The organism is Vibrio sp. STUT-A16, from assembly GCF_026000495.1.
Taxonomy (GTDB): domain Bacteria; phylum Pseudomonadota; class Gammaproteobacteria; order Enterobacterales; family Vibrionaceae; genus Vibrio; species Vibrio diabolicus.
This window is the reverse complement of record NZ_AP026766.1, coordinates 713,718-734,621: the sequence shown is the minus strand read 5'-3', so window position 1 is coordinate 734,621 and position 20,904 is coordinate 713,718. Positions and strand designations below refer to the sequence as shown.

The 20,904-nt window shown below is 44.3% G+C and carries 27 protein-coding genes; 8 read left to right on the top strand and 19 right to left on the bottom strand.

All coding sequences use genetic code 11. The features are described from left to right. Positions 1 to 28: 28 nt before the first annotated feature. Entirely contained in the window at positions 29 to 574 is a 546-nt protein-coding gene (locus tag OO778_RS19840; RefSeq protein WP_104970447.1) for a TetR/AcrR family transcriptional regulator, read from the bottom strand. A 98-nt stretch (positions 575 to 672) separates the two neighbouring features. Between OO778_RS19840 and OO778_RS19835 the strand changes: the two genes are divergently transcribed. The 4 genes from OO778_RS19835 (at position 673) to OO778_RS19820 (ending at position 2,215) form a co-directional block, all read left to right on the top strand. Further along, positions 673 to 1,146 carry an HPP family protein gene (locus OO778_RS19835; RefSeq protein ID WP_005396586.1) on the top strand — a complete coding sequence of 158 codons (474 nt, stop codon included), beginning with the start codon at positions 673 to 675 and terminating at the stop codon, positions 1,144 to 1,146. Between the two features lie 139 nt (positions 1,147 to 1,285). Next, positions 1,286 to 1,501 carry a TIGR02450 family Trp-rich protein gene (locus tag OO778_RS19830; RefSeq protein ID WP_104970448.1) on the top strand — a complete coding sequence of 72 codons (216 nt, stop codon included), beginning with the start codon at positions 1,286 to 1,288 and terminating at the stop codon, positions 1,499 to 1,501. A gap of 107 nt (positions 1,502 to 1,608) precedes the next feature. Continuing rightward, a complete protein-coding gene (locus tag OO778_RS19825; protein ID WP_005396583.1) occupies positions 1,609 to 1,986 on the top strand; it encodes a PH domain-containing protein in 378 nt (125 codons plus the stop codon). Between the two features lie 10 nt (positions 1,987 to 1,996). Beyond that, positions 1,997 to 2,215, top strand: coding sequence for a DUF6500 family protein (locus OO778_RS19820; protein ID WP_104970449.1), 219 nt, complete (start codon positions 1,997 to 1,999; stop codon positions 2,213 to 2,215). On the opposite strand, the gene OO778_RS19815 is transcribed toward OO778_RS19820, so the two are convergent. The 9 genes from OO778_RS19815 to fliD form a co-directional block, all read right to left on the bottom strand. Further along, complete coding sequence (locus OO778_RS19815) at positions 2,212 to 2,499, bottom strand: hypothetical protein (protein WP_031780567.1); 288 nt, start codon at positions 2,497 to 2,499, stop codon at positions 2,212 to 2,214. The genes OO778_RS19820 and OO778_RS19815 overlap by 4 nt on opposite strands. Positions 2,500 to 2,577: 78 nt before the next feature. Further along, positions 2,578 to 3,570: a flagellar motor protein MotB gene (locus OO778_RS19810; protein ID WP_005396581.1), complete on the bottom strand. Its 993-nt coding sequence runs from the start codon at positions 3,568 to 3,570 to the stop codon at positions 2,578 to 2,580. Further along, positions 3,570 to 4,427: a flagellar motor stator protein MotA gene (motA, locus tag OO778_RS19805; RefSeq protein ID WP_005396580.1), complete on the bottom strand. Its 858-nt coding sequence runs from the start codon at positions 4,425 to 4,427 to the stop codon at positions 3,570 to 3,572. Before motA ends, OO778_RS19810 begins: the two co-directional genes overlap by 1 nt. Before the next feature lie 10 nt (positions 4,428 to 4,437). Then, positions 4,438 to 5,166, bottom strand: coding sequence for a FliA/WhiG family RNA polymerase sigma factor (locus OO778_RS19800; protein WP_005396579.1), 729 nt, complete (start codon positions 5,164 to 5,166; stop codon positions 4,438 to 4,440). 12 nt (positions 5,167 to 5,178) lie between these two features. Then, the gene (locus OO778_RS19795; RefSeq protein ID WP_005398533.1) at positions 5,179 to 5,679 is read right to left on the bottom strand and encodes a flagellar basal body-associated FliL family protein; all 501 of its coding nucleotides are present in this window, start codon (positions 5,677 to 5,679) and stop codon (positions 5,179 to 5,181) included. Between the two features lie 22 nt (positions 5,680 to 5,701). Then, positions 5,702 to 6,775 carry a flagellar hook-length control protein FliK gene (locus OO778_RS19790; protein WP_104970450.1) on the bottom strand — a complete coding sequence of 358 codons (1,074 nt, stop codon included), beginning with the start codon at positions 6,773 to 6,775 and terminating at the stop codon, positions 5,702 to 5,704. After that, on the bottom strand, positions 6,772 to 7,092 hold the full coding sequence (locus tag OO778_RS19785) for a hypothetical protein (RefSeq protein WP_005398525.1): 321 nt from the start codon (positions 7,090 to 7,092) through the stop codon (positions 6,772 to 6,774). The genes OO778_RS19790 and OO778_RS19785 overlap by 4 nt, the downstream gene beginning before the upstream one ends. Further along, positions 7,076 to 7,462, bottom strand: a complete 387-nt coding sequence (fliS, locus tag OO778_RS19780) for a flagellar export chaperone FliS (protein ID WP_005375014.1) — start codon at positions 7,460 to 7,462, stop codon at positions 7,076 to 7,078. Before fliS ends, OO778_RS19785 begins: the two co-directional genes overlap by 17 nt. Positions 7,463 to 7,481: 19 nt before the next feature. After that, positions 7,482 to 8,819 (bottom strand): flagellar filament capping protein FliD, encoded by a 1,338-nt coding sequence (gene fliD, locus OO778_RS19775; RefSeq protein WP_104970451.1) that lies wholly within the window; start codon positions 8,817 to 8,819, stop codon positions 7,482 to 7,484. A 414-nt stretch (positions 8,820 to 9,233) separates the two neighbouring features. On the opposite strand from fliD, the gene OO778_RS19770 reads away from it, so the two are divergent. Next, positions 9,234 to 9,521: a hypothetical protein gene (locus tag OO778_RS19770; RefSeq protein ID WP_053807552.1), complete on the top strand. Its 288-nt coding sequence runs from the start codon at positions 9,234 to 9,236 to the stop codon at positions 9,519 to 9,521. Between the two features lie 59 nt (positions 9,522 to 9,580). On the opposite strand, the gene lafA is transcribed toward OO778_RS19770, so the two are convergent. From lafA to OO778_RS19725, 9 genes are all read right to left on the bottom strand, one after another. Continuing rightward, positions 9,581 to 10,435 carry a lateral flagellin LafA gene (gene lafA / locus OO778_RS19765; protein ID WP_053807553.1) on the bottom strand — a complete coding sequence of 285 codons (855 nt, stop codon included), beginning with the start codon at positions 10,433 to 10,435 and terminating at the stop codon, positions 9,581 to 9,583. A gap of 304 nt (positions 10,436 to 10,739) precedes the next feature. After that, positions 10,740 to 11,510 (bottom strand): EAL domain-containing protein, encoded by a 771-nt coding sequence (locus OO778_RS19760; RefSeq protein WP_046875750.1) that lies wholly within the window; start codon positions 11,508 to 11,510, stop codon positions 10,740 to 10,742. 19 nt (positions 11,511 to 11,529) lie between these two features. Then, positions 11,530 to 13,620, bottom strand: coding sequence for a flagellar biosynthesis protein FlhA (gene flhA, locus OO778_RS19755; RefSeq protein ID WP_006741984.1), 2,091 nt, complete (start codon positions 13,618 to 13,620; stop codon positions 11,530 to 11,532). 31 nt (positions 13,621 to 13,651) lie between these two features. Further along, positions 13,652 to 14,779, bottom strand: coding sequence for a flagellar biosynthesis protein FlhB (gene flhB, locus OO778_RS19750; RefSeq protein WP_006741983.1), 1,128 nt, complete (start codon positions 14,777 to 14,779; stop codon positions 13,652 to 13,654). Continuing rightward, on the bottom strand, positions 14,776 to 15,552 hold the full coding sequence (gene fliR, locus OO778_RS19745; RefSeq protein WP_258635288.1) for a flagellar biosynthetic protein FliR: 777 nt from the start codon (positions 15,550 to 15,552) through the stop codon (positions 14,776 to 14,778). Before fliR ends, flhB begins: the two co-directional genes overlap by 4 nt. Then, the gene (gene fliQ / locus OO778_RS19740) at positions 15,552 to 15,821 is read right to left on the bottom strand and encodes a flagellar biosynthesis protein FliQ (RefSeq protein ID WP_005375036.1); all 270 of its coding nucleotides are present in this window, start codon (positions 15,819 to 15,821) and stop codon (positions 15,552 to 15,554) included. The genes fliR and fliQ overlap by 1 nt, the downstream gene beginning before the upstream one ends. 13 nt (positions 15,822 to 15,834) lie before the next feature. Further along, positions 15,835 to 16,593 carry a flagellar type III secretion system pore protein FliP gene (gene fliP, locus OO778_RS19735; RefSeq protein ID WP_264912586.1) on the bottom strand — a complete coding sequence of 253 codons (759 nt, stop codon included), beginning with the start codon at positions 16,591 to 16,593 and terminating at the stop codon, positions 15,835 to 15,837. Positions 16,594 to 16,611: 18 nt separating this feature from the next. Beyond that, positions 16,612 to 16,983, bottom strand: coding sequence for a flagellar motor switch protein FliN (gene fliN, locus OO778_RS19730; RefSeq protein ID WP_005398044.1), 372 nt, complete (start codon positions 16,981 to 16,983; stop codon positions 16,612 to 16,614). Further along, positions 16,980 to 17,798, bottom strand: a complete 819-nt coding sequence (locus OO778_RS19725) for a flagellar motor switch protein FliM (RefSeq protein ID WP_264912584.1) — start codon at positions 17,796 to 17,798, stop codon at positions 16,980 to 16,982. The genes fliN and OO778_RS19725 overlap by 4 nt, the downstream gene beginning before the upstream one ends. Positions 17,799 to 18,181: 383 nt before the next feature. Here OO778_RS19725 and OO778_RS19720 point away from each other — a divergent pair, with 383 nt between their 5' ends. From OO778_RS19720 to fliE, 3 genes are read left to right on the top strand one after another with little or no spacing between them, the layout of a single operon-like run. After that, positions 18,182 to 19,201 carry an OmpA family protein gene (locus OO778_RS19720; protein WP_264912582.1) on the top strand — a complete coding sequence of 340 codons (1,020 nt, stop codon included), beginning with the start codon at positions 18,182 to 18,184 and terminating at the stop codon, positions 19,199 to 19,201. Continuing rightward, a complete protein-coding gene (locus OO778_RS19715; protein ID WP_006741978.1) occupies positions 19,201 to 20,532 on the top strand; it encodes a sigma-54 dependent transcriptional regulator in 1,332 nt (443 codons plus the stop codon). Before OO778_RS19720 ends, OO778_RS19715 begins: the two co-directional genes overlap by 1 nt. A gap of 15 nt (positions 20,533 to 20,547) precedes the next feature. Beyond that, positions 20,548 to 20,904: a flagellar hook-basal body complex protein FliE gene (gene fliE / locus OO778_RS19710; protein WP_005375045.1), complete on the top strand. Its 357-nt coding sequence runs from the start codon at positions 20,548 to 20,550 to the stop codon at positions 20,902 to 20,904.

Here is a 20,904-nt window from a genome sequence, read left to right as displayed (position 1 = left end):
GGTCGTTTCGTTTCTTGCTTTCTTACCGCTACAGCTTGTGCAAAATTTCCACGCATTTCTTTGTGACGTCGTCGTACTCTTTTGTCATGTAAGCGGTAGTGATGGCACCTTCTTTCATGATGCAAATGGCATCGAGTAATGATGTGTTGTCTGATTTGAGATAGCGTTGAATTAGCTCACGAACCTGTTGTTTATGGTGGCGGCAATACGTTGCAATCTCGCCGCTGTCGTCACTGAATTCGGCGGACGTGTTGATGAAGAAACAGCCGCGAAACTCGCCCAACTTTTCCTCAGAACCATGAAACCAGCCGTTTAGCGCGGTAAACAACTGGTCGATCACGTCTGTGCTCGATAGTGCTGATGACAGTTTCTCCTCTAGCCACGCCATGAAGATTTGGTGGCGTTGTTCTAGTGCGGCAAGGATGAGCGCTTCTTTGCTTTCAAAATGGCTGTACAGCGTGCGTTTAGCCACGCCAGATACTTTAAGGACTTCATTGATGCCAATGGAGTTGATGCCCTGTTTGTAAAACAGCGACAACGCGGTATCGATCAATAACTGTTTCTTTTTGTTCATAACTACGTCCTCAAAAAGTTCTACAAACACATATTGACAAAGGTAGACAGGTTTGTCTATTTTAATTTGTAGACAATTCGGTCTACTTTGGGGTGTTTATGAATAATTTAATTTTATCGTTGGTCGCGGGGCTTGGTGCGACATTGGCTATTGGTGTGTTGTCTTACGCCGAGGTGTCTCTTACTGAGGTTGTACTTCTCATGGCGCCATTTGGTGCTACGGCGGTGTTGGTGTTTGGGGTGCCTAGCAGCCCTCTCGCTCAACCAAAAAATGTGATCATTGGTCACTGCATTACGGCATCTATCGGTATTGCGTTTAGTCAATACGTTGAGATCACGCCAATCACGCTGGCGATTGCAACTGGGTTAGGAGTGTCAGCAATGCTGATTACGAAGACAACGCATCCACCTGCGGGCGCAAATCCAATCTTGATCATGGCATCGGGGCAGGGGTGGAGTTTTCTGTTCACGCCAGTACTGATCGGCGCGGTGGTGATTGTGCTGGTTGGTAAGGCGTTGCAGTTGCTACAGAGTCAGTACTTAAACCCTCGTTTGAACGGTCAAAAGACCTAATTGGGTTGCAAGTAAGGCCGCATTAGGGGATGACCTCTTTTGCGGCTTTTTCTTTGCGTGGATGCTTAAAAATAAAATCTGATTCTCTCTTGGTATTCAGTCGTATACATAAAGATGATAGTTAAATTGGTATACCACTATGAATAAAATTCACCCCAAGAAACTATTGCACAGCAAATGGACGGCGACGTCACCTAAAAATAAAGAAAAGCACTTTGTCGTAACAGAAATGGAGCTGGATGAAGACGGCAATGTTGTGAAATGTGTTATTGAAGCCATTATGAGTAAACGCGAGCAAGAGATGAATTGGCAAGAGCTGAAAGACCCAGGGCTATGGCGGCAAGGGTGGAAGTAATGCACTTTGTTGAATTTTTTCCTAGGCTTGAGGTACTTAACTGATAGGCAACGGTCTGTGTATCTGCTACGTTGAGTTTGTTCGCTATCAACTAAAAAGGAATGACTATGATCGATTTCGACAATTCATCAGTGTTTAAGCTTAAACCCATTGAGGTATCAAAAGTTAGGGAAGATTTTCACAAGTTTCTTATTGATGGCGAGTCGGTATTTGCGGGCTTTAAAACGGTTCGCGACCAAGTGGTGTTTACCAACAAGCGAGTGATTGCGGCGAATGTGCAAGGGATTACGGGCTCAAAAGTGGATTACACGTCGCTGCCTTATAGCAAGATCAATGCATTTTCTATCGAGACGTCTGGTACTTTTGACTTAGATTGTGAAATTGAGTTCTTCATGAGTGAGGTGGGAAGAGTACGTTTTGAAATTAAAGGTTCGTTTGATCTGATTTCTTTCAACCGTATGGTTAGCGAGTATGTACTAGCGTAAGGGAATAGAAATGAGAGCTTCATTGAGAGACAAAATAATAGAGGTCTGTGACAAAAAGATCGAAAGCAAAGGTGAGCAGGTTGGGCTCTCATTTTATGCGTTTTTCGCCAACAAAAATGATGATCCTGAACGGTTGATGGAGGCAGCTACGTGGTGGATTCAGACCCATCGGCTCGACCACTTCGAAAAAGCATTAAAAATCAAATCAATGGTGGAGTCTGGTATCTAAATTAAAAAAAAGAAATAAAGAAAGCAGACAAATGCCAACAACGTCGCGGATAAAACAGGGTAGATAATATAAGAGTCCTGTTTATTGGTTCTTTGAAAGCACAGAGAAACGAGTAAGACGTTGTAGACGACGAGCAGCATACTAATCATGGTCCCACTGTTAAGCGTTAAACTGGACAGCTGAGTTAAGAAAAACGCCAATAAAAGGTAGTCGAAGACAATTAACCATAAAAAGGCTTTCTTCAACAGATCGCGTTTTTTGTTTTCGGATGGTGTTATGTGCATATAGAACTCAACTAAAAAGTCACAGTAACAGAGGTTTCAGTTAGAAAGGTCACCATCAGGCGAGGTGACCTTTTGAGGTTATAATTCTTGAATATTTACTTCGTTGGTGGCCGTATCACCCGAGTAATTGATGACTTCTTGTCGAATGACTGGTTGGTTAAATTCGGCTTTATCTTTCGCTTTTTGCAGTTCACTTTCTTGGTGGTTACCAAAAAGAGTTTCGAGTACTTTGGCTGCTGGCGTCGTTAAAACGAACAGCTCGATACGGCGGTTTTCGCTTGAATCTGGTTCATCAGGGTTAAGCAGTGCTCTATCCGACATGCCTGTGACCTGCATGACGCGATCATCCGGCATGCCACCTTCAACCAGCGTATTTCTTGCGACATCAGCTCGAGATGCAGATAACGCCCAGTTTGATTGACGACCAAAGCGTTTTTTAAATGGAATCGCATCCGTATGTCCGCTGATGATCAGTGGGTTGTTCACACGCTGAAATACAGGCGCAAGTGCAAGTAATAAGTCTTCGAAGAAAGGGGTCAGCTCTGCGCCACCACGACTGAACATATGCTGTTTGTAATCATCTTGAAGGACGATACGTAGGCCTTGTGGGGTCACGGTGACGTTGACATTTCCTTGTGCGTTAATCTGAGCGGTCATTCGTTCAATGACTTTCGCCAGCGCTGCAAGTTGCTCCTGAGTATCGAAGTTACCAGGAATCAACGAGTCGATTTCTGGCCCATCGCCGTCACCTCGAAAGTATGAGCTTACCACGTGGTTGGAATTGTGTTTACTTGGCACAGAAGAGTCCTGTGCCAAGTCAATAGGAGAGATACTTTGTGAAGTATCAAATGGATTACCGTAACTCTTGTCGAATACGCTTGAGCTATGTAAGTGGGCGACAATTGCTTTACGCTCTTCTTTGTCTACCACTTGCATAACCCAAAGCACAAGAAACAGCGCCATTAGGGCGATCATGAAGTCAGCAAACGCGACTTTCCACGCGCCGCCATGAGGTTCATCATGGCTGTGTGCTTTGGCACGTTTGAACACTACATGCTCTTGTTTTTGCATTATCCCTCCTGTTCAGCTAACCACTTCTCCATTTGGTTGAATGTTGGTTTGATGTCTAGCTGAATATGTTTACGACCAGCGTCAATGGCGAGCAATGTCGGCTTCTTCGCTACGTAGGCAACCAAGGTTGCGCGTACGCATTCAAAAGCAGTCATATTACGTTTTACTCGCTGAGCCATGGCGTTACTTAGTGGGTCTAAACCACAGTAACAACCGAAAATACCAATGAATGTACCTACGAGAGCTGCTGCAACGTGATAACCAATCATAGCGATTGAGCCATCAATGGCCTGCATGGTGATAATGATGCCACCAACTGCTGCAAGAATACCGAAGCCAGGTAGGGCTTCTGCTGTACGCTGTAATGAGCGTGAAGGCAAAAGCATTTCGTTTTGGATAGCTTCAATTTCTTGCTCTAGCAGTCCCTCTAATTCATGAGGCGACATTTGTCCCATTGCCATTAAACGTAAATTATCAGTAATGAAAGAAATTAGGCGATGATCCTCTGCAATCGTCGGGTAAGCGAGAAACATAGAGCTCTGTTCTGGCGACTCAATGTGAGAGTCGAGGAACTTATAACCACGGTTGCGCGCTGTCTCGAGCAAGTTATTGAGCAGCGCCATTAATTCCATGTAGTACTCATGCTCTTCTGTCGGGCCTTTGATGGTCGCAGGCACTTGGCGACGCATTTCTTTCAGTACGTGAGGTGGGTTACCGATGATCAAAGAACCAGCAGCAGCGCCAATGATGATAAGGAATTCGGCTGGTTGCCAGATAGCGCCTAAGTTACCGCCGGCCCACATGTATCCACCGAAGACGCACACCAGGATAGTGAGGACTCCAAAAAACTTTTGCATCTTGTGACTCCTAAGAGGACATTAATTGGTTGAGTTGTTTCAGCGCTTGTTTGTGAAGCTGACATATACGAGGTGGTGTCAGATCCAATACCAGAGCTATTTCGTGTAAGTTGAGTTCATGTTGATAGAACAGAGTAAGCAGCAATTGATCACGCTTCGGCAATTTGCCTAAAGCGCTATCTAAACTACGACGAATATGCTCATGTTCCATGCCATCATATTGCCCGCCAATATAGCTATCACCACTGCTTTCCATCAGTTGGTCAAGGCTTTGCATCTCTCCCGCAAGGGCGGCATTTTGGCGGTTATAATAGTCCTGCTCATTCGTCCCCAAAGCTTGGATGATTTCTGCATCCGTGGGCATCCGACCTAAAGAGCGTGTGAGATCTCGAGTCACGTCATTGAGTTCGTGAGCCTGTTGGCGAGTTTTACGTGAGCGCCAATCTAGCCGGCGTAATTCGTCTAAAATTGCACCTCGAACGCGACACACGGCAAAGGCAGGGAAATGAGGATCGTCAACATCGCCGTATCGGCGTCCAGCTTCAACTAGAGCGATAAGGCCAATTTGCTGCATATCTTCAATACTACAGTGAGAAGTGGCATGAACACGTAGCTGGTTAACGACGCGTTTCACCATAACTTGATGACGTTGCAGTAGTGCATTTTCGTCAATTGGACGTGATGGCGTCGTCACTTCCTCTTCTGTGGTATAGGTGTCTTGTATATTCATGTCTAACATGGTTGTGCTCCGTTATTGCACAACATATTTAGTCAACAAAACATCGTCGATTTCGCGAACGATGTCTGTCTTAGCAAAAGCCAGTAAAAGCGTTTGTTTTACTTCGTTTTGCAGAATATCGATGGCACCCGCTTGCTGTAACTCATCAAATGTTTTGTCGCTAAACAATTTTAATAATGAGTTTTGTACCATTGGCATGTATTCATCAATGTCTTTGATACGCTCAGGACGGCGTGTTTCAATTGCTAGTTCTAGCATGACAAAGTGAGTTTGCTTTTTACCTTTTACGGTTAAAACGACTTTGTCTAAAGGATGGAAGCTAGGACCTTTGCTTGTCGGTTCTTCTGTGACTAAAAATGACAATGGAGAATCATCGATCAAGGAACCAGAATCAGGTGACTCTTGAGCGTGTTTGTTTAAGTACCAGATTCCGCCCATAATCGTGGCGGCCGAAACGAGGGCGCTGGTGATGATCATGGCGATAAACAGGGCGATCATTTGTTGTTTGGTCATAACCTTTTTCCTCGAGGATTAACTAGGCTTGAGTGTTCAGCCAGTGTTCTGAATAGTTTGTTGTTGTAGTTTGGAATGCACCAGATTCTCGTGCTGCGAAAATAGTGGCGTCTTCTTCATTTGTATGTTGGTCATTGCGACTCTGGCTTTGATCAGAGCCCACGTTGACATCGACATGGACGAAGTTCTGCTCTTGCAGTTCTGTGCGTAGACGCTCAGACACTTGCATTAAAGCTTCTCGTGTTGCGGCTGCATTGGCATTGATGTGCACGCTTAGTCGGTCGCCTTCAACACGTACAAGTAAATCCAGCTTACCTAAATCCGGTGGGTCGAGGCGGATTTTGGCTTCTTGTACATTTTGTTGCGCTTGAAGAGTCACACGGTCATGCAGAACTTGCATCATTTGCTCTCCCCATTTCCCAGCACTGGTGTCAACGCGCACAGCCGCCCACTCAGAGCCTTGAGTTTGAATATGACTCGTGGCAACGGCGGTGTTCGGGGCTTGTGGCGTTGGTGTTTGTCCTTGGAGTGGTGAGGCCGTTGGTTGCCCTTGAGCTGGTTGACTCAATAGGGTCTGAAAGTCGGCACTGGAGATTGATAGGCGCGAGTTCGATGACATCGGTTGGCTTTGCTGCACCTCTTGTTGCTTTAGAGAGGTGTTTAGCAAGGCGTTATTTGAGTCTTGTGTTGTAGACTTGACGTCGTTAGCTACCGATAAAGGCGGAGTTTTTCCGAACTGACCCGACTGCTTTTCTGCCATAGTGAGCATACTCTGGGTTAGAGCCTGAGCTTGCATAGCAAGATCAGGTGATTCTGTTGAACCCAGTGTACTTGTCAGGTGAGTATCTGCTTCAGAAGCCGAGTGTTCGTCAGTATCCAAACCACGAGCATGCGCTTTTTCTTCGCTGTCCAAAGCTGGAGCGGTAAGATGAAAACTCGGCACGGTTGAAGCTGAGGCGAAACCTTGGCCGTCATACTGGCTATGCTCAGACATAGGGTTATGAGAAAAACCGTGTACAGCTCTTGCTTGTTTTATGTTGCCTTCATGGCTAGGTGATGCATTGCCGGATATTTGAGTTGAAGGAGATACGATCATTGAGTTAGCTCCATGGTCATCGCTAATTGATAGGCCATAGCGCGCTCTTGATGGTCATTGACCATGTTCATCTCTTTTTCTAACTCGTTCTTCGACTTTTCTAATCTAGCGAATGCATCAGCATGAACGGTTTTGGCACGTTGAATTTCAGGTGCAAGCTTAGGATCCTTCAAAAAAGGTTTGTGACTGATCAATAGCTCTCGCAACTGCAAGTCATAGCGCTTAAGCGCATGCCAATCTGCTGTTTTTGTAGCGAATTGGATGAGCTGAGATAAATGACGAAATCGCTCTGGCGACACTTTATGCTTGTTGTCCAAAATTCATCCAACCTTCACGAATGTTACCCATTACACGCTCGACATTAACCAAGCGATTCGCATCGTTCTGCACGCTGGCGTAATAAAGCTCAACTTGGCAGAAGTCATACAGCTGGCGTAAGTTTTCAGCAATTTCGCCACCATTCTCATCATCTAGAGCGCTTGTGAGCCCAATCAAGATGTTCATACATTTGTTGATTCCGTTACCTTTCTCAGCCAAGCGATTCGCAGCCAAATGGCCACGAATACGTTCAACTTCATCAAGTAAGCCATCGATCAACATAATGACTAATTGGTGTGGGTTTGCTGCTGCCGCTTGCGCGTCGAGATCGACTTGTTGGTACGAGTCATAGCCAGAGTCCATAAGCATGAGATATTCTCCTAAAGCCTTAGCCAAACATTGACATGGTTTGGTTCATTTGGGTCATTAATGTATTCATTTGAGTGAACTGTTTTAGGTAACGCTTGTACGACATGTCGTATTTACGCTCTAAAGTAGTTTGTTTATCTGAGATGCGATCAATGTTTGCTTGTAGCGATTCTTTACGAGATTTGAACGCTCCAGAAGAGAATTTGAGGAATGGTTCGACCATAGCATCAATAGAGTCGAGTAAAGCGCCGTCGCCATTGAACATCGCTTCCAAGCCCGCACCGTTGTTTTTTTGTGCCTCGGCAAACTTTTCTTGGTCCACTTTCATTTTGCCATTGCGGTCCAATGTCACACCGATTTCGCTCAAGCGCATGCCGCCGTGCTCACCTCGAACCAGGCTGGTTAACTGGCTTTCAATCGAACGCATAGTTGGATCGCTTGCCAGAGCGCCTCGCTTTTTATCTTCGCCGCCGATTTGCGTGTGCTCATCAATCGCAGATATCAATGTGTTGTAGGCTTCTACGAACTTATTGAGCTGCTCTTTTGTTGCTTCGTCGTCAGCTCCGATACCTAAACCAATAGCGGTTTCTCCTGAGGTTTGAGCCTTGGTAACGGTAATATCTACGCCATCGATAACACCTTCAAACGTATTGCTTGAGTTTGTTAGTTTTAGCCCAGTTCCTTCTGCTCCTAACCAAATCACAGCATCCTGTGGAGCACTTATCTGATTGAGGTTTGTGAATGCATCTTCAAACCAGGCTTGGCCAGTACCAGACGCCGATACGTTGATTTGGTTAGCAACACCAGTTTCAGTGCTTGAAAGCATAAAGTGAGTCTGGCCGTTTGAGCGCACTAAGGTTGCATTTACACCTGGGTTATCGCTGTCGTTATTAATTGCAGTCGCTAAGTCACTTATTGTTGCTGTACCATCACCGTCAGTATCGACTGTTGATAGATCAAGTGTCATCGTTTCACCGTTGATGGTGAATTCGAGAGTTCCTGAAGTCGGAACCTCTGTAGTGGCGTCAAGGTCTGCAGGCATGCCTGTAGAGACTTGATGTGATGTTGCAACTTGTTCAACGAAAATCTGGTAGCTACCGGATAGCGCTTTTGCGTCAGCATTAGCTGTAAAGTAACCTTCTTGAGAAATGCTTGTTGAGTTTTTAATGATGCTGCTAGTACTGCTGTTCATCTCTTTGAGAGCAGTTCGGAACTCACGCATTGCACTTTCAACTTTGCCCAAGGCAGATAACTGAGATTGGTATTTATCGGCTTGTAGCTGATAGCGCTGTTTAAATGGTTGAACGTCGTACGTAGCCAACTTAGTTGCCATGGATATTGGATCTAATGAACTCACGAGCTTATTCCCTCTCTCATCGGTAATTGGCGTAACTCTATGCCTGGAATATATGTCTTATCGCAAGATACGTGCCCAATTGAAATGAGCTTTTAAAACATAAGCTTACGATGTTATCTGGATTTGAGAGGAAGTAGATTTTCCACCTAGTGTGTTCCGCCTTCCTCTAGAAAACATCTAGTGTTTCCTTATAAGACAAGGCGACTAAAAAACTAAATTATTTAATCCACTTTAGGGGGGAGGGAGTTTAAGTAAACTATCAATAGTGCGGTATTTTAGGTTCTTCCTGCTATTTTATTGGGACTATTCCTACATAGTGGGATGTCGCTTTTTGGTATCTTTAACTTGGTATGTATTTGGTGTTTGAAGATATTTTTCCAACGTTAGTTTAACACTTAGATAAGAACGGCAGAAATGAATGAATTTGTTTTGCGACTGATGAAATGTGCTCGATCTTACGAAACGTTTATTAGTGCTAAGTTACTGAGCAAACAAAATATTAATTCAGATGAACTAGCAAGTATCCTACAAGAAGCGATATCCAAGTTCCCTGAGTTGAAAACATATCAGCAAGGACAGGGAAGCGAGACAGTTGAGTTGGAGCTATTTAATAAAGTGCTTCATAATATAATGCGGAAAATAGGTTTTAGAGTACCGGAAGAGCAACGTGGGAATAAAAGCTATATTTATATTCGCAGGTGATAAAAAAGCCTCCCATAGGGAGGCTTTTTATTTTGGTATATTTTATTTCTAGTTCGTTATTAACGAAGTAGAGACATTGCCATACCAGGTAGCTGGTTAGTTTGAGACAGAACTGTCGTACCAGCTTGCATTAGCATTTGGTTCTTAGTCATGTTTGAAGATTCTACAGCGAAATCTGCGTCCATGATACGGCCTTTAGCAGCAGAAGTATTCTCAACCATGTTACCCAGGTTAGTCATAGTGTGCTCAAGACGGTTGATGTTCGCACCAAATTGAGCACGAGTAGCACCGATATCTTCCACTAGACCAGCTGCGCCACTGATTTTATCAAGAGCTGCTTTCGCTTTAGTTGTATCACCGATACCGTCTGTGATTGCTGCGTCAGCAAGAGTCGCTGCAACTTTCTGGATGCTTGCAGATGCGTCAACATCTAGAGTTTCAGCAGAAGAAGCACCGATTTGGAAGGTAACTGCACCAGCTTCAAAACCACCACCAGTTGCTAGTAGTTTTTGGCCACCAAAAGAGGTGTTGTCCACGATGTTCTTTAGTTCAGCTGTAAGCTGTTTAAATTCTGCGTCCATTGCCGCGCGGTCTTTATCGCTATTTGAACCGTTCAAAGACTGTGTTGCTAGGTCGTTCATACGGTATGTGATGTTAGTCATCTCATCCATTGCGCCTTCAGCTGTTTGCATCATAGAGATGCCGTCTTGAGCGTTACGCATTGCTACTGACATACCACGCGTTTGTGCTTCTAGACGGTTAGCAATTTGAAGACCAGCAGCGTCATCTGCAGCTGAGTTTACACGGTAGCCTGTGCTTAGACGTTCCATTGCGGTGTTTAGAAGACCGCTTGTGTTGTTCAGAGTGTTTTGAGTTACAAGCGATGCGTAGTTAGTGTGCATTGATAAAGCCATCTTAGTCTCCTTAGTTAGTCACTATATCTTTCAGGCCTCGGGATATTCCCTAGTCACTAACTAGAGGCGGTCGGTCAGCTTTAATGATTAATTTGAAAATTAAAAAATTCCTAAAAAAGATCAAAATTGATGATTTTTAGTGACTTGTATTCCATGAAAATACAGATATAACATCAAATAACCTGAATAAGCCTGACTTAATCAGGGAAGCAGTCATCTATCAATATTGTCGTTCTTCGTTATAAATAAAAAAACAGCGCGAATAATTCGCGCTGTTTTATAAAGATTAATAGTTAAAATTCTGTCATTCCTCACCAAAAGATTGAAAAGAGAGGGAGGTCGGGATGTCACTGAAATAACCAAAGTAATAATTGGCCCCTAACAAGCGATAGCGGTTTAGCTCTGTTTGGCTCGCTACCCGCCCGGCTACCCAAGGGTATTTGTGCTTTCTTAAGAACTTAGCAATCGGTAGGAAAGCATGTCTTTCTTCTTTATCCTCTAATGTGACCGATAGTTTGATCATGTCGGGGCTAAAGTCAGCGACTCGTTCGAAGTTCACTTGTGATGTCGCGACTTCAAACCAAAGTGAGTAGGCGTTTTCTCTTAACTTCTCTATCAGCGCTGAGACTTTATCATAGGCGCATAGCGTTTTGTCTGCTTGAAGAGAAGGAATCACATGTTGAAAAGCGGAAGAGTGAAACTGAATCATCTGTTCGAGAAAGTATATGCCTGGCTCCCATAGTAATGCGTCAATTCTTATCGGCACGACGACGTTACTGATTAAGTCGGGGTGAAAGGCTTCTAGCTGAAACTGTGTTTGTCGCAATGCGAGATAAAGGCTGAACAAATCTAGGCAGTACTGCATTTGTTCAGAGAGTTCGAATTGATAGACGCTTTGTTCGCCACGCGTGCCAAATCTCAACGTCAGGTGTTGGAATTCTACCTCTCCTGATTGAGTCTCGCGAATGGCTTGGCACGCGTGTTGAATGTCATTGTGCTTTAAAGCATCAAATACTAATTGATCGTCATCCGTGACGATATGTTGTACTGCGAGACCAACCAAATGTTCGTACATCGCATGTGTTGAAATAAGATTAACCAAGGTTTCCTACCACATTGATTTGTTTGTTTTCTGGAATTTCGTTGTAAGACAATACTGCCAGTCCTTGCGTAAATGTGCGTGCGTAACGAGCCAGAAGTGGACGTAACTGAGGCATAACGAGAAGAATCGGAGGTAATCCCTGTTGTTTGAGCTGTTGTCTTATCAGTGGCAAGTTTTGTTGGAACTGACCAAGAATATTTGGCTCAATTGGGAAGCTGTCTAACATTACTGTACCAGAAGATTGTGCTTGTTGTAGCGAAGTCAGTAGCATTTGTTCTAGTTCATCAGAGAGAGCATAGACATTTAATTCGTTTTTCTGTCCCGCAATCAGGTTTACGAGCGTGCGTTTTAGTGCGCAACGCACATCAGATGCCAGTAAAATCGGGTCTTTAGTGTTTTCTGCGGACTCCAGCATCGTGTTAGCAATCGTACGAATATCTTTTAGTGGCACTTGGTCTAGTAACAACTGGCGATATACTTTGAGTTGCTGCGCAGGGTTAAGTGCCGCGGCTAGGGCTTCGGCTAACTTCGGTGCTTGCTGTGTCAAACGTTGCGTCATGGCTTCAACATCGTCGTGCGTAAACAACTCTGCAAGGTTTGTTTTCATTATCTTGCTAATATGAGTCGCGATGACCGTGCCATCATCGACCACTTGATAACCCATGTTCAACGCTTTCGCTTTGTCTTGATGTTCAATCCACACTGCTGGTAATTGGTAAGCAGGATCACTGCCCAAAATACCATCTACTTCACCGTACGTTTCTCCGACTGCAATCGCCATCAAACGTTCTGGCTCGATAAAGCCTTGTTCGATCACTTCGCCATTGAGAGAAATTGTATACTGATTCGGTTTAAGGCTTAGGTTGTCTCGAATACGCACCTCTGGTAATAAAAAGCCGACTTGTTCAGATAGGTTACGGCGCACACCGCGAATACGCTGTGATAAAGGTGCACCTTGTTCTTTGTTGACTAGGTGAACGAGACGGTAACCCAGGGAAAGCGACAACGTTTGAACATGAGGAATATCTTCCCACGTAAGTGGAGTATCGTCCTCTTGCATGGCTTGTGAAAGTGCTTCGACCTCCTCGATTTGGGAGTCTTGCACGGGCTTTTTCGTTTGACGCCAACCCGCGAAAGCTAAAGCACCCGCGAAAGCAAAAAAGGCCAAATGTGGCATGCCTGGTACCATGCCTATCACAGCCATGATGCCTGCGACGGTAAACAGTGTCGCCGGGGTTGCCAGCAATTGTTTTTGCATGGTTTCCGACATGCCATTATCGCTATCATTAATTCGCGTAACGATAATCGCTGCAGCCGTTGCCAATAGAAGTGATGGAATTTGAGCTACTAAGCCATCACCGATTGTAAGTAGTGCGTAGGTTTTAAAGGCGTCAGATGCTGCGAGTCCATGCTCAAAGACGCCGATGCTGATACCACCAATGATGTTGATAAACAGAATCAGCAAACCAGCGATAGCATCGCCTCGCACAAACTTTGAGGCACCGTCCATCGAGCCATGGAAATCGGCTTCGTTAGCGACTTCTTTACGACGCAATCGAGCGGTTTCCTGATCGATAAGACCGGCATTTAAGTCGGCATCAATCGCCATCTGTTTGCCCGGTAAGGCATCCAAAGTAAAGCGCGCTGACACCTCAGAGATACGTTCGCCACCTTTGGTAATTACGACGAAGTTGATGATCATCAAGATAACAAACACCACCATACCAACGACGTAGTTACCGCCAATAACGACTTCACCGAACGCTTGGATGACTTTACCTGCCGCATCCCCCCCATTATGTCCTTCTAGGAGTACGATTCGTGTCGAAGCGACGTTCAGTGTAAGACGTAATAATGTCGCGACTAACAAAATCGTTGGAAAAACTGAGAAGTCTAATGGTCGCTTTGCGGTAGTGCTGACCAGCAATACTAGGATTGCCAAGACGATATTGAAGGTAAACAACGCATCCAATAGCAGGGGAGGCAAAGGTAAAATCACCATTGCCAAAATCATTAGCAAGACAATTGGAATGCCAATGTAGCCTTTGGTTGATGTTTGAAGTTGTTTTAACCGGTTAAGCATACTTTCGTGTCCTTGGATAAACGCGGGTTAATCAGTGCTGCAAATGTTTTGGAATCGAAAAATGAGGCAAAGGAGTTGGCTCTTTTCCTTCACCTTTACGGAAGGCTTTCAATTGCAAAACGTAAGTAAGAATATGTGCCACGGCAATGTATAGTTGGCTTGGGATTGCTTGTTCAATCGCCGTGGTGTGATAGATCGAACGAGTCAACGGTGGTGAGTTGATGATCTCCACCTTGTTTTCTCGGGCGATTCGTTGAATGTGCATGGCTGTTTCGTCTACGCCTTTTGCAACCACAAATGGAGCATCAGAAAGTGAAGGTTCGTACTTCAGAGCGACAGCGTAGTGAGTTGGGTTAGTGATGATTACGTCAGCCGTTGGTACCATCTTATCGATTTTACGGCGTGCAAACTGCTGTTGAATTTGACGGATTCGCTGCTTTACTTCAGGGCGGCCTTCGTTGTTCTTGAATTCCTCCTTCAGCTCTTGTTTGGTCATACGCAGCTCTTTTAGGTGCTCCCAACGTTGGTAGGGAATGTCTACAACACCAAATAACAATAACGCAAACCCCATCAACAGTAAGCCTTCAAAGAGAATAGACATCACCAGGGAAAAGCCTTGGCTTAAAGGTAAGTTTTGCATACCTAGCAGAGGCTGTAAGTGGTTGTCTAAATAGCCATATAAGATGCCGAAAATAACGGCTACTTTGAACGTGGACTTTAATAGCTCAACCACTGAGCGTGTCGAAAAAATGCGCTTTATCCCACTTAAAGGATTAATTTTGCTCAGCTTTGGCATAACGTTCGCCGGACGGAACATCCAACCGCCTAGTACAAGGCTGCTACCACAGGTTACGATAATAATGACGGTAAACAACGGTAATAACATGTCGATGATTACCGCTAAACTTTGTCCCAATTGCTCGACAAGCTGTTTCGGGTTTTCTAAGTCGGCTCGCGTCAGCATCATGTTGTAGCGAAAAATACCTGACATACTTTCCCAAATGCTATTGAGCTGAGAGTAAAAGTAGAGCGCCACCGCTAGAAATATCACCGCAGTAGTAAACTCTTTAGCACGAGGAATTTGTCCTTCCTGACGTGCTTTTTTTACTTTCTGCGGCGAGGCTTTTTCAGTTTTGTCCTGAGACGATTGATCGCTCATGCGCCCCCCAACATAAAGTTACTCAAGTGTCTGATGGTGTCGTGCACAAGCGCGGTGTAGCGACCCGGCACACCAGATACTGAAATTAATACGCTGAACAGGCCAAGAAGCATCGTCATTGGAAAGCCTAACGCATACACGTTGAGTGAGGGGGCGGCGCGATTCATCACACCAAAACTTATGTTGGCTAAGAGCATTGAAACAATAGCAGGCAACGCTAGTGCTAAAGCAGAGGCAAACATCCAACCGAAAATATTTACAACGCCTTGCAGAGAAAGCGATGTGATGCCAGAACCGACCGGCCACACGACAAAACTTTGAATCACGATATCAAGGACGAGCAAGTGTCCTTCTAGCGCGAGAAATAACAAGGTTGAAAATATAAGAAATATGCGGCCCAAAATAGCGACAGAAAGTCCGTTGATAGGATCATTCATCATTGCCATACCCAATCCCATTTGCAGAGAAACGACCTGACCAAGCATGGTGAAAACGTTAAAGAGCATATGCAAAATTAGCCCAAACATCACGCCCCAAATCGCTTGCTCAAAAGCAAGGAATAGAGACGTCATGGAGAATAATTCGACTTGTGGCATTGGTGGCATCAATGGTGCGGTAATCACGACGATCGAAAGTGCCAGTAAGGTACGGATCCAAACGGGAATGATTGCATCACCAAAGAAGGGCATCGAAATAAATACAGCTCCCACACGAAAAAACGGCCACCAGAGTTGACCGAGTATCGCTGAGAGCTCTGCAAATGTGATGGCCATTAGCCAATCATCCCCGGTATGTTGTGGAATAAGAAATCAAACAGTTCCATGATTTTTCGGAGCATCCAATGACCCGCAAAAATCACCATCAATAGCGTAACGAGCAAACGTGGTAAAAAGCTGAGTGTTTGCTCGTTGATTTGTGTGGCGGCCTGGAAAACGGCGATACACAAACCGACAATTAAGCCAGGAACAACCAGTACCGCAACCATCAAAATGATCAGCCATACTGCATCGGAAAATAACGTTACGGTTAGTTCAGGGGTCATAGCATGCTCCTATTTAACCGAAACTGGCAGATAATGTGCCAACCGTCATTGCCCAGCCATCTACGAGTACAAACACCACCAGTTTAAAAGGGAGTGAAACAATCAAAGGCGATAGCATCATCATACCCATTGCCATGAGCACACTGGCGACAACCAAGTCGATAACCAAGAAGGGGATGAAGAGCATAAAGCCAATTTGAAAGGCGGTTTTTAGTTCACTGATGACAAACGCAGGCAAGACAACCGCAAAAGAAATATCTTCAACGTTTTGGTCGAGTGGTTCATTGGCAATACGCTGCATTTGCTCAAGAGAGCTTTGATGAGTTTGTGCCAGCATGAACTCTCTCACTGGTTTCTCTGCTACAGAGAATGCTTGTATGAGCGTGATTTCACCATTGTCATACGGTTGAAATGCATTTTCATGAATATCGCTCCAAACAGGTCGCATGATCAGCAAGGTCAATGCCAAAGCAATCCCAACCAATACGCGGTTAGGAGGACTTTGTTGAAGACCAAGGGCTTGGCGCAAAATCGCGAGGACGACGATAATCCGAGTAAAGCTCGTTGCCATCAGAATGAATGCTGGAAGAAAACTGAGCGCCGTCATCAACAACAGAATTTGCAATTTAACGCTGTATTCTTGCTGTGTGTCGCCATCAGAAACGGACAAGATAGTTAAGCCGTTGTCTGCCGCCATGGTTGGGAAAGCAAACAAAAGTGACACCAGTACCAAAAGAGGTAACCAACGGTGCCAAGCGCTCAGATTTTTCATTGTGATGCCTACCTAAGATTATTGACCAACGCCACTCAATGCAGAGTCATGTACATCGATCAGACGAAGTCCGTACTTATCATTAACGACGACGACTTCAGCGTGACCCATTAGAGAGCCGTTTACCTTTACGTCTAAAGGCTCACCATTGAGCTTTTCAAGTTCGATAACCGTGCCTTCTCCGGCTTTCATTAAGTCCCCAAGTGGGATTTCTTTACTTGCAACTTCCAGCGTGACAGTGACGGGAATACTTTTGAAAAAGCTAAGATCACGTTCCGCAGTTGCTGGTTCTTGTTGGAGCGTACTTTCAGCTTCAAAGTCTTCTAATTGAAAGTCGTCAAAGTTCAATTCTTCTGCGTCGAATGCATTCGTTTCTGGCGCTTCGCTCATCGCTGCGGTTCCTTATCAGGGTTAAAGATCAAAACAAGTTGGCCGTCTTGCTCAGCAATACGACCTGTAAATAAAGATTGGTTACCAATGCTGACTGGAACCGTATTAAGAAGCTCAATTGGTAAAATATCGTTAGGTTGTAAGCCAACAACGTCGCTCAACGGCATCTTCTTTTTACTTAAAACAACATTCAGTCGAACAGGCGTTGCCTCTAAAGAGCGACAGAATGGTTGGTACAAATCCGTATCGGGCTGCAGTTCAAGCTGCTCGATCAGTGTTTGAATAAGGTGGCTATCTAGTTTGAGATGAATTGAGCCTTGGTGATCGTCAAACGTGATGTTTAATTGCACGTTAATTCCAATCCCTCGGGGCGCTTCGTACTCACCCATTTCCCACATCTCACCTGGTGCAAGCCAACCAATAATGATACGACTGATTCTCTCTTGTAAGCGGAGGTCACTTGCTGTCAGTGTTGTTGCTGAACGCTCAGTGCTGGCGCCATAGAACCGATCTGCCAGTTTTATTAACGTGTGAGCATCTCCATGAACAAATACCATGCCGCCCTCTTGGTGTTGATAGGTTGACGTTTGGTCTTTATCCATTTTTATCGGTGTAAAGCGATGCAAGTCTACAGAGGTTAAGCTAGCTTCCACTTTACTCGTACTGAGCCAATTTTGTAATTCAATCGTAAGGCTGGAACAAGACTCTGAAATCAAGCCTTCAAGCTTTTCACGAATGATATGAATAGGTTTGCCTAATAATTCTACATCAAGTAGTTGAATATCAGAAATAGGCTCGCTAACTCTATTTTCCATTTATATTTTACCGTGCGTTAACAATCGAAACTGTTTTAACTTAATGGCGTGTAGTCTACACAGAAATTTTAATGATCTTTTAGTTTCAAACTCTAAGATTGTGACTTTAGTTCACATGTTGCCTTGAGCATATAGTCTTAATCTTTTAATAAAATTTAAAAAGGGTTAGTTTCCTTTATAAATTGCTTAATAAGAAAATATAAAAATATTAAGCGTTTTAGTTGTTATTAACTTTTTAAAACCATCTTCATGGTGTAACGGCTAATTTAGATAATTAAATTATAAAACATTGTTTTTAAAGCTTAAATCTTGATTTTAAAGGTTTGGTCATGCTCTTGTGAGCATTTTGTAACCAGTTTCAATATTCAGAATAGGTAATTAACATGATTAGCTATGCCAGTTATCACGGCTTAGTGGCATATTTAATTAAATTGATAAGGTCATGGAATTGTAAGATATACATGGACTCTATCCGTTTGATAATTTGTAACACACTTATTTTTGTGAGTTTTATTTTTTCTAAACTAACATATTCTGGAGAGGTCTTAACAATACCAATGGATCTTTCAAAATGGATATATAAAGGAAATCTATTTGAGTGCAACTTATTGCAATCAAATAGATTGTATGGGAAGTTTTATTTCCGTTCGGAACCTAACAATAAAACTTATTTTATTTCCGATATACATTATGAAAATAATAAATGGAAAACGATTGCTCTAATAAGTCAAAGTGCCCCTTGGTCTAGTGAGCTTTATAGAAAAGAGTTTGCCACCCTTGATTTTACTAAGCCATCCCAACGATTTGTCTTCAGCAAAGGTGCTGATGAACTCATGGATTTAATTGCTACTGGTAATTGGGTGACGTTGTCACTAAGGGGAAGTAATACTTCCTCTTTGTCGGAGATTGTGATTCCGACTATTCAAATTCAAAACGCGCTCAAGTCATTTAATGCCTGTCGAGCGCGTTTGCCTAAGCTTTCGTTTTCAGAGGCACGAAATCTTGTTCTGTCTTTTGACTTTGGTCAGAAGGCGCTCAGTCGTAAGCAGCAAGAAACGCTCGCAGCGCTAAATAGCTATGTATCTGTTGATGATCGTGTGACCAAGATTTTAATTGATGGCCACACGGATAACGTTGGTTCTAGTTTGGCGAACCTTTCAGTATCACGTACTAGAGCAGAGCAAGTTGCCGAGGCCTTAGTTGAACTTGGTATTGATAAATCGATGATCGAAACAAGAGCGCATGGTTCTCGTTACCCAATTGCCAGCAATAATTCGACGAAGGGCCAAGCGAAAAATCGACGTGTAACGTTGCGCCTAGTGAGAGATAACGAGCGAACGGCAGTGAAACACCACCCTGATGTACAACAACAAAATCAACAAACGAAAGTTAAGGTTCAATGATGACGAAAACGAAAATTTTGTTGGTTGAGCCGAATGAAGCTCTTGCTCAACCAGTATTGGATGTGTTGCAAAATGCAGGTTACACCGCAAAACACACTCGTACTGGCCGAGGCGCATTACTTGAAGAGCGAGCAGAAATCACTCTTGTGAGCTCTACTTTACCGGACATGTGTGTCCGCGAGTTTGTTGCTTGCCACCAAAAGCAACGTAACTCTGGTGTTGTTATCGCTATTGTCGATCAAGAGCAGGGAATCTTGGCGGCTGAGACGATGAAATCGGGAGCAACCGATTATCTATTACGCCCATTTGAAGCGAATCAGCTGCTTAATTTACTGAAGCGCGTTGAAGCGTTAGGTAAGCCAATGGCCAACATTGTTGCGGAATCTTGGCGAAGCAAGCAGGTACTGCAATTGGCGCATCGTGCCGCTTGCACCAGCGCCAGTGTGTTAATTACAGGCGAATCGGGAACGGGTAAAGAAGTGCTGGCTCGATATGTGCATGAGCACTCTCCACGTATTGATGGTCCATTTGTGGCGGTTAACTGCGCCGCCATTCCAGAGTCGATGCTAGAAGCGGTTCTATTTGGTCATGTAAAAGGTGCCTTCACAGGAGCGACTAACTCTCAAAGCGGTAAGTTTGAAGAAGCGAATGGCGGGACGATTTTGCTAGATGAAATCGGTGAAATGTCCCCTGCAGTTCAAGCCAAGTTATTACGCGTTCTTCAAGAGCGTGAAGTGGAACGCGTAGGCAGCCACAAGGCGGTGAAGCTTGATATTCGTGTTATTGCGGCAACCAATAAAGACTTACGTGAAGAAGTTCAAAAAGGCACATTCCGTGAAGACCTTTATTACCGATTGGATGTTTTGCCTCTGCACTGGCCGCCTTTGCGTGAAAGAAAAGAAGACATTTTACCGATCAGCCAATTCTTTATTGAAAAGTATCAAGATAGCAGTCGCTGTCATCTATCCCAAGATGCGATCAGTGCGCTGAGTCAGTATCACTGGCCAGGCAATATTCGCGAGTTGGAAAATGTCATTCAGCGTGCATTGGTCATGCGTCATGGTGACTACATTACTGCCCATGATCTGATGCTGCCTATTGAACTTGTTGCGCCAGTTCCATCCGCTGAGCCAGCTTCAAGCTTTGGTCATGTAGAAGCGAAGAAGCAGGCCGAATATCAATTTATTTTAGAAAAATTACGTCAGTTTGGTGGAAACCGAACGAAAACCGCAAACGCGCTTGGAGTATCAACTCGAGCGCTACGCTACAAACTCGCAGCCATGCGAGAACATGGTATTGATTTACAGTCGGCACTAGGCTCGGCTGCCTAATAGGAGAAAAAATAGATGGCAAGTCAACCTACTCATGCGGTCTCGGCAGAGCAACTTATGTTGTCAAAAATGCAGGCGATGCAGGCACAAGTGCAGCCGCCAGAGTTTATCGTGAGTGCAAATCCTTTAGATCAACAATCACTAAACGCACCATTATCGTTCTCACAAGCGATGACAAATGTGTTGGATACAGTGAATCAACATCAATCAGTGGCTAGTCAAAAAATGACGGCCGTAGAAACAGGAAAAAGTGATGACCTAGTTGGTGCGATGGTCGCTAGCCAAAAAGCCAGCTTATCATTTAATGCTTTGATGCAAGTGCGCAACAAAGTCGTGACCTCATTTGAAGATATTATGAAGATGCCGGTGTAA

Coding starts and splice junctions, on each gene's coding strand:
- OO778_RS19820 (WP_104970449.1), top strand. CDS start 1,997: ATGAGAGCTTCATTGAGAGACAAAATAATAGAGGTCTGTGACAAAAAG.
- fliQ (WP_005375036.1), bottom strand. CDS start 15,821: ATGACCCCTGAACTAACCGTAACGTTATTTTCCGATGCAGTATGGCTG.
- OO778_RS19810 (WP_005396581.1), bottom strand. CDS start 3,570: ATGCAAAAACAAGAGCATGTAGTGTTCAAACGTGCCAAAGCACACAGC.
- OO778_RS19825 (WP_005396583.1), top strand. CDS start 1,609: ATGATCGATTTCGACAATTCATCAGTGTTTAAGCTTAAACCCATTGAG.
- OO778_RS19795 (WP_005398533.1), bottom strand. CDS start 5,679: ATGACCAAACAACAAATGATCGCCCTGTTTATCGCCATGATCATCACC.
- OO778_RS19760 (WP_046875750.1), bottom strand. CDS start 11,510: ATGTACGAACATTTGGTTGGTCTCGCAGTACAACATATCGTCACGGAT.
- OO778_RS19815 (WP_031780567.1), bottom strand. CDS start 2,499: ATGCACATAACACCATCCGAAAACAAAAAACGCGATCTGTTGAAGAAA.
- OO778_RS19840 (WP_104970447.1), bottom strand. CDS start 574: ATGAACAAAAAGAAACAGTTATTGATCGATACCGCGTTGTCGCTGTTT.
- OO778_RS19800 (WP_005396579.1), bottom strand. CDS start 5,166: ATGTTAGACATGAATATACAAGACACCTATACCACAGAAGAGGAAGTG.
- OO778_RS19715 (WP_006741978.1), top strand. CDS start 19,201: ATGACGAAAACGAAAATTTTGTTGGTTGAGCCGAATGAAGCTCTTGCT.
- lafA (WP_053807553.1), bottom strand. CDS start 10,435: ATGGCTTTATCAATGCACACTAACTACGCATCGCTTGTAACTCAAAAC.
- flhB (WP_006741983.1), bottom strand. CDS start 14,779: ATGAGCGATCAATCGTCTCAGGACAAAACTGAAAAAGCCTCGCCGCAG.
- OO778_RS19790 (WP_104970450.1), bottom strand. CDS start 6,775: ATGATCGTATCTCCTTCAACTCAAATATCCGGCAATGCATCACCTAGC.
- fliS (WP_005375014.1), bottom strand. CDS start 7,462: ATGCTTATGGACTCTGGCTATGACTCGTACCAACAAGTCGATCTCGAC.
- OO778_RS19725 (WP_264912584.1), bottom strand. CDS start 17,798: ATGGAAAATAGAGTTAGCGAGCCTATTTCTGATATTCAACTACTTGAT.
- OO778_RS19835 (WP_005396586.1), top strand. CDS start 673: ATGAATAATTTAATTTTATCGTTGGTCGCGGGGCTTGGTGCGACATTG.
- fliP (WP_264912586.1), bottom strand. CDS start 16,593: ATGAAAAATCTGAGCGCTTGGCACCGTTGGTTACCTCTTTTGGTACTG.
- fliE (WP_005375045.1), top strand. CDS start 20,548: ATGGCAAGTCAACCTACTCATGCGGTCTCGGCAGAGCAACTTATGTTG.
- fliR (WP_258635288.1), bottom strand. CDS start 15,552: ATGGCCATCACATTTGCAGAGCTCTCAGCGATACTCGGTCAACTCTGG.
- fliN (WP_005398044.1), bottom strand. CDS start 16,983: ATGAGCGAAGCGCCAGAAACGAATGCATTCGACGCAGAAGAATTGAAC.
- OO778_RS19720 (WP_264912582.1), top strand. CDS start 18,182: ATGATTAGCTATGCCAGTTATCACGGCTTAGTGGCATATTTAATTAAA.
- flhA (WP_006741984.1), bottom strand. CDS start 13,620: ATGCTTAACCGGTTAAAACAACTTCAAACATCAACCAAAGGCTACATT.
- OO778_RS19770 (WP_053807552.1), top strand. CDS start 9,234: ATGAATGAATTTGTTTTGCGACTGATGAAATGTGCTCGATCTTACGAA.
- OO778_RS19830 (WP_104970448.1), top strand. CDS start 1,286: ATGAATAAAATTCACCCCAAGAAACTATTGCACAGCAAATGGACGGCG.
- motA (WP_005396580.1), bottom strand. CDS start 4,427: ATGCAAAAGTTTTTTGGAGTCCTCACTATCCTGGTGTGCGTCTTCGGT.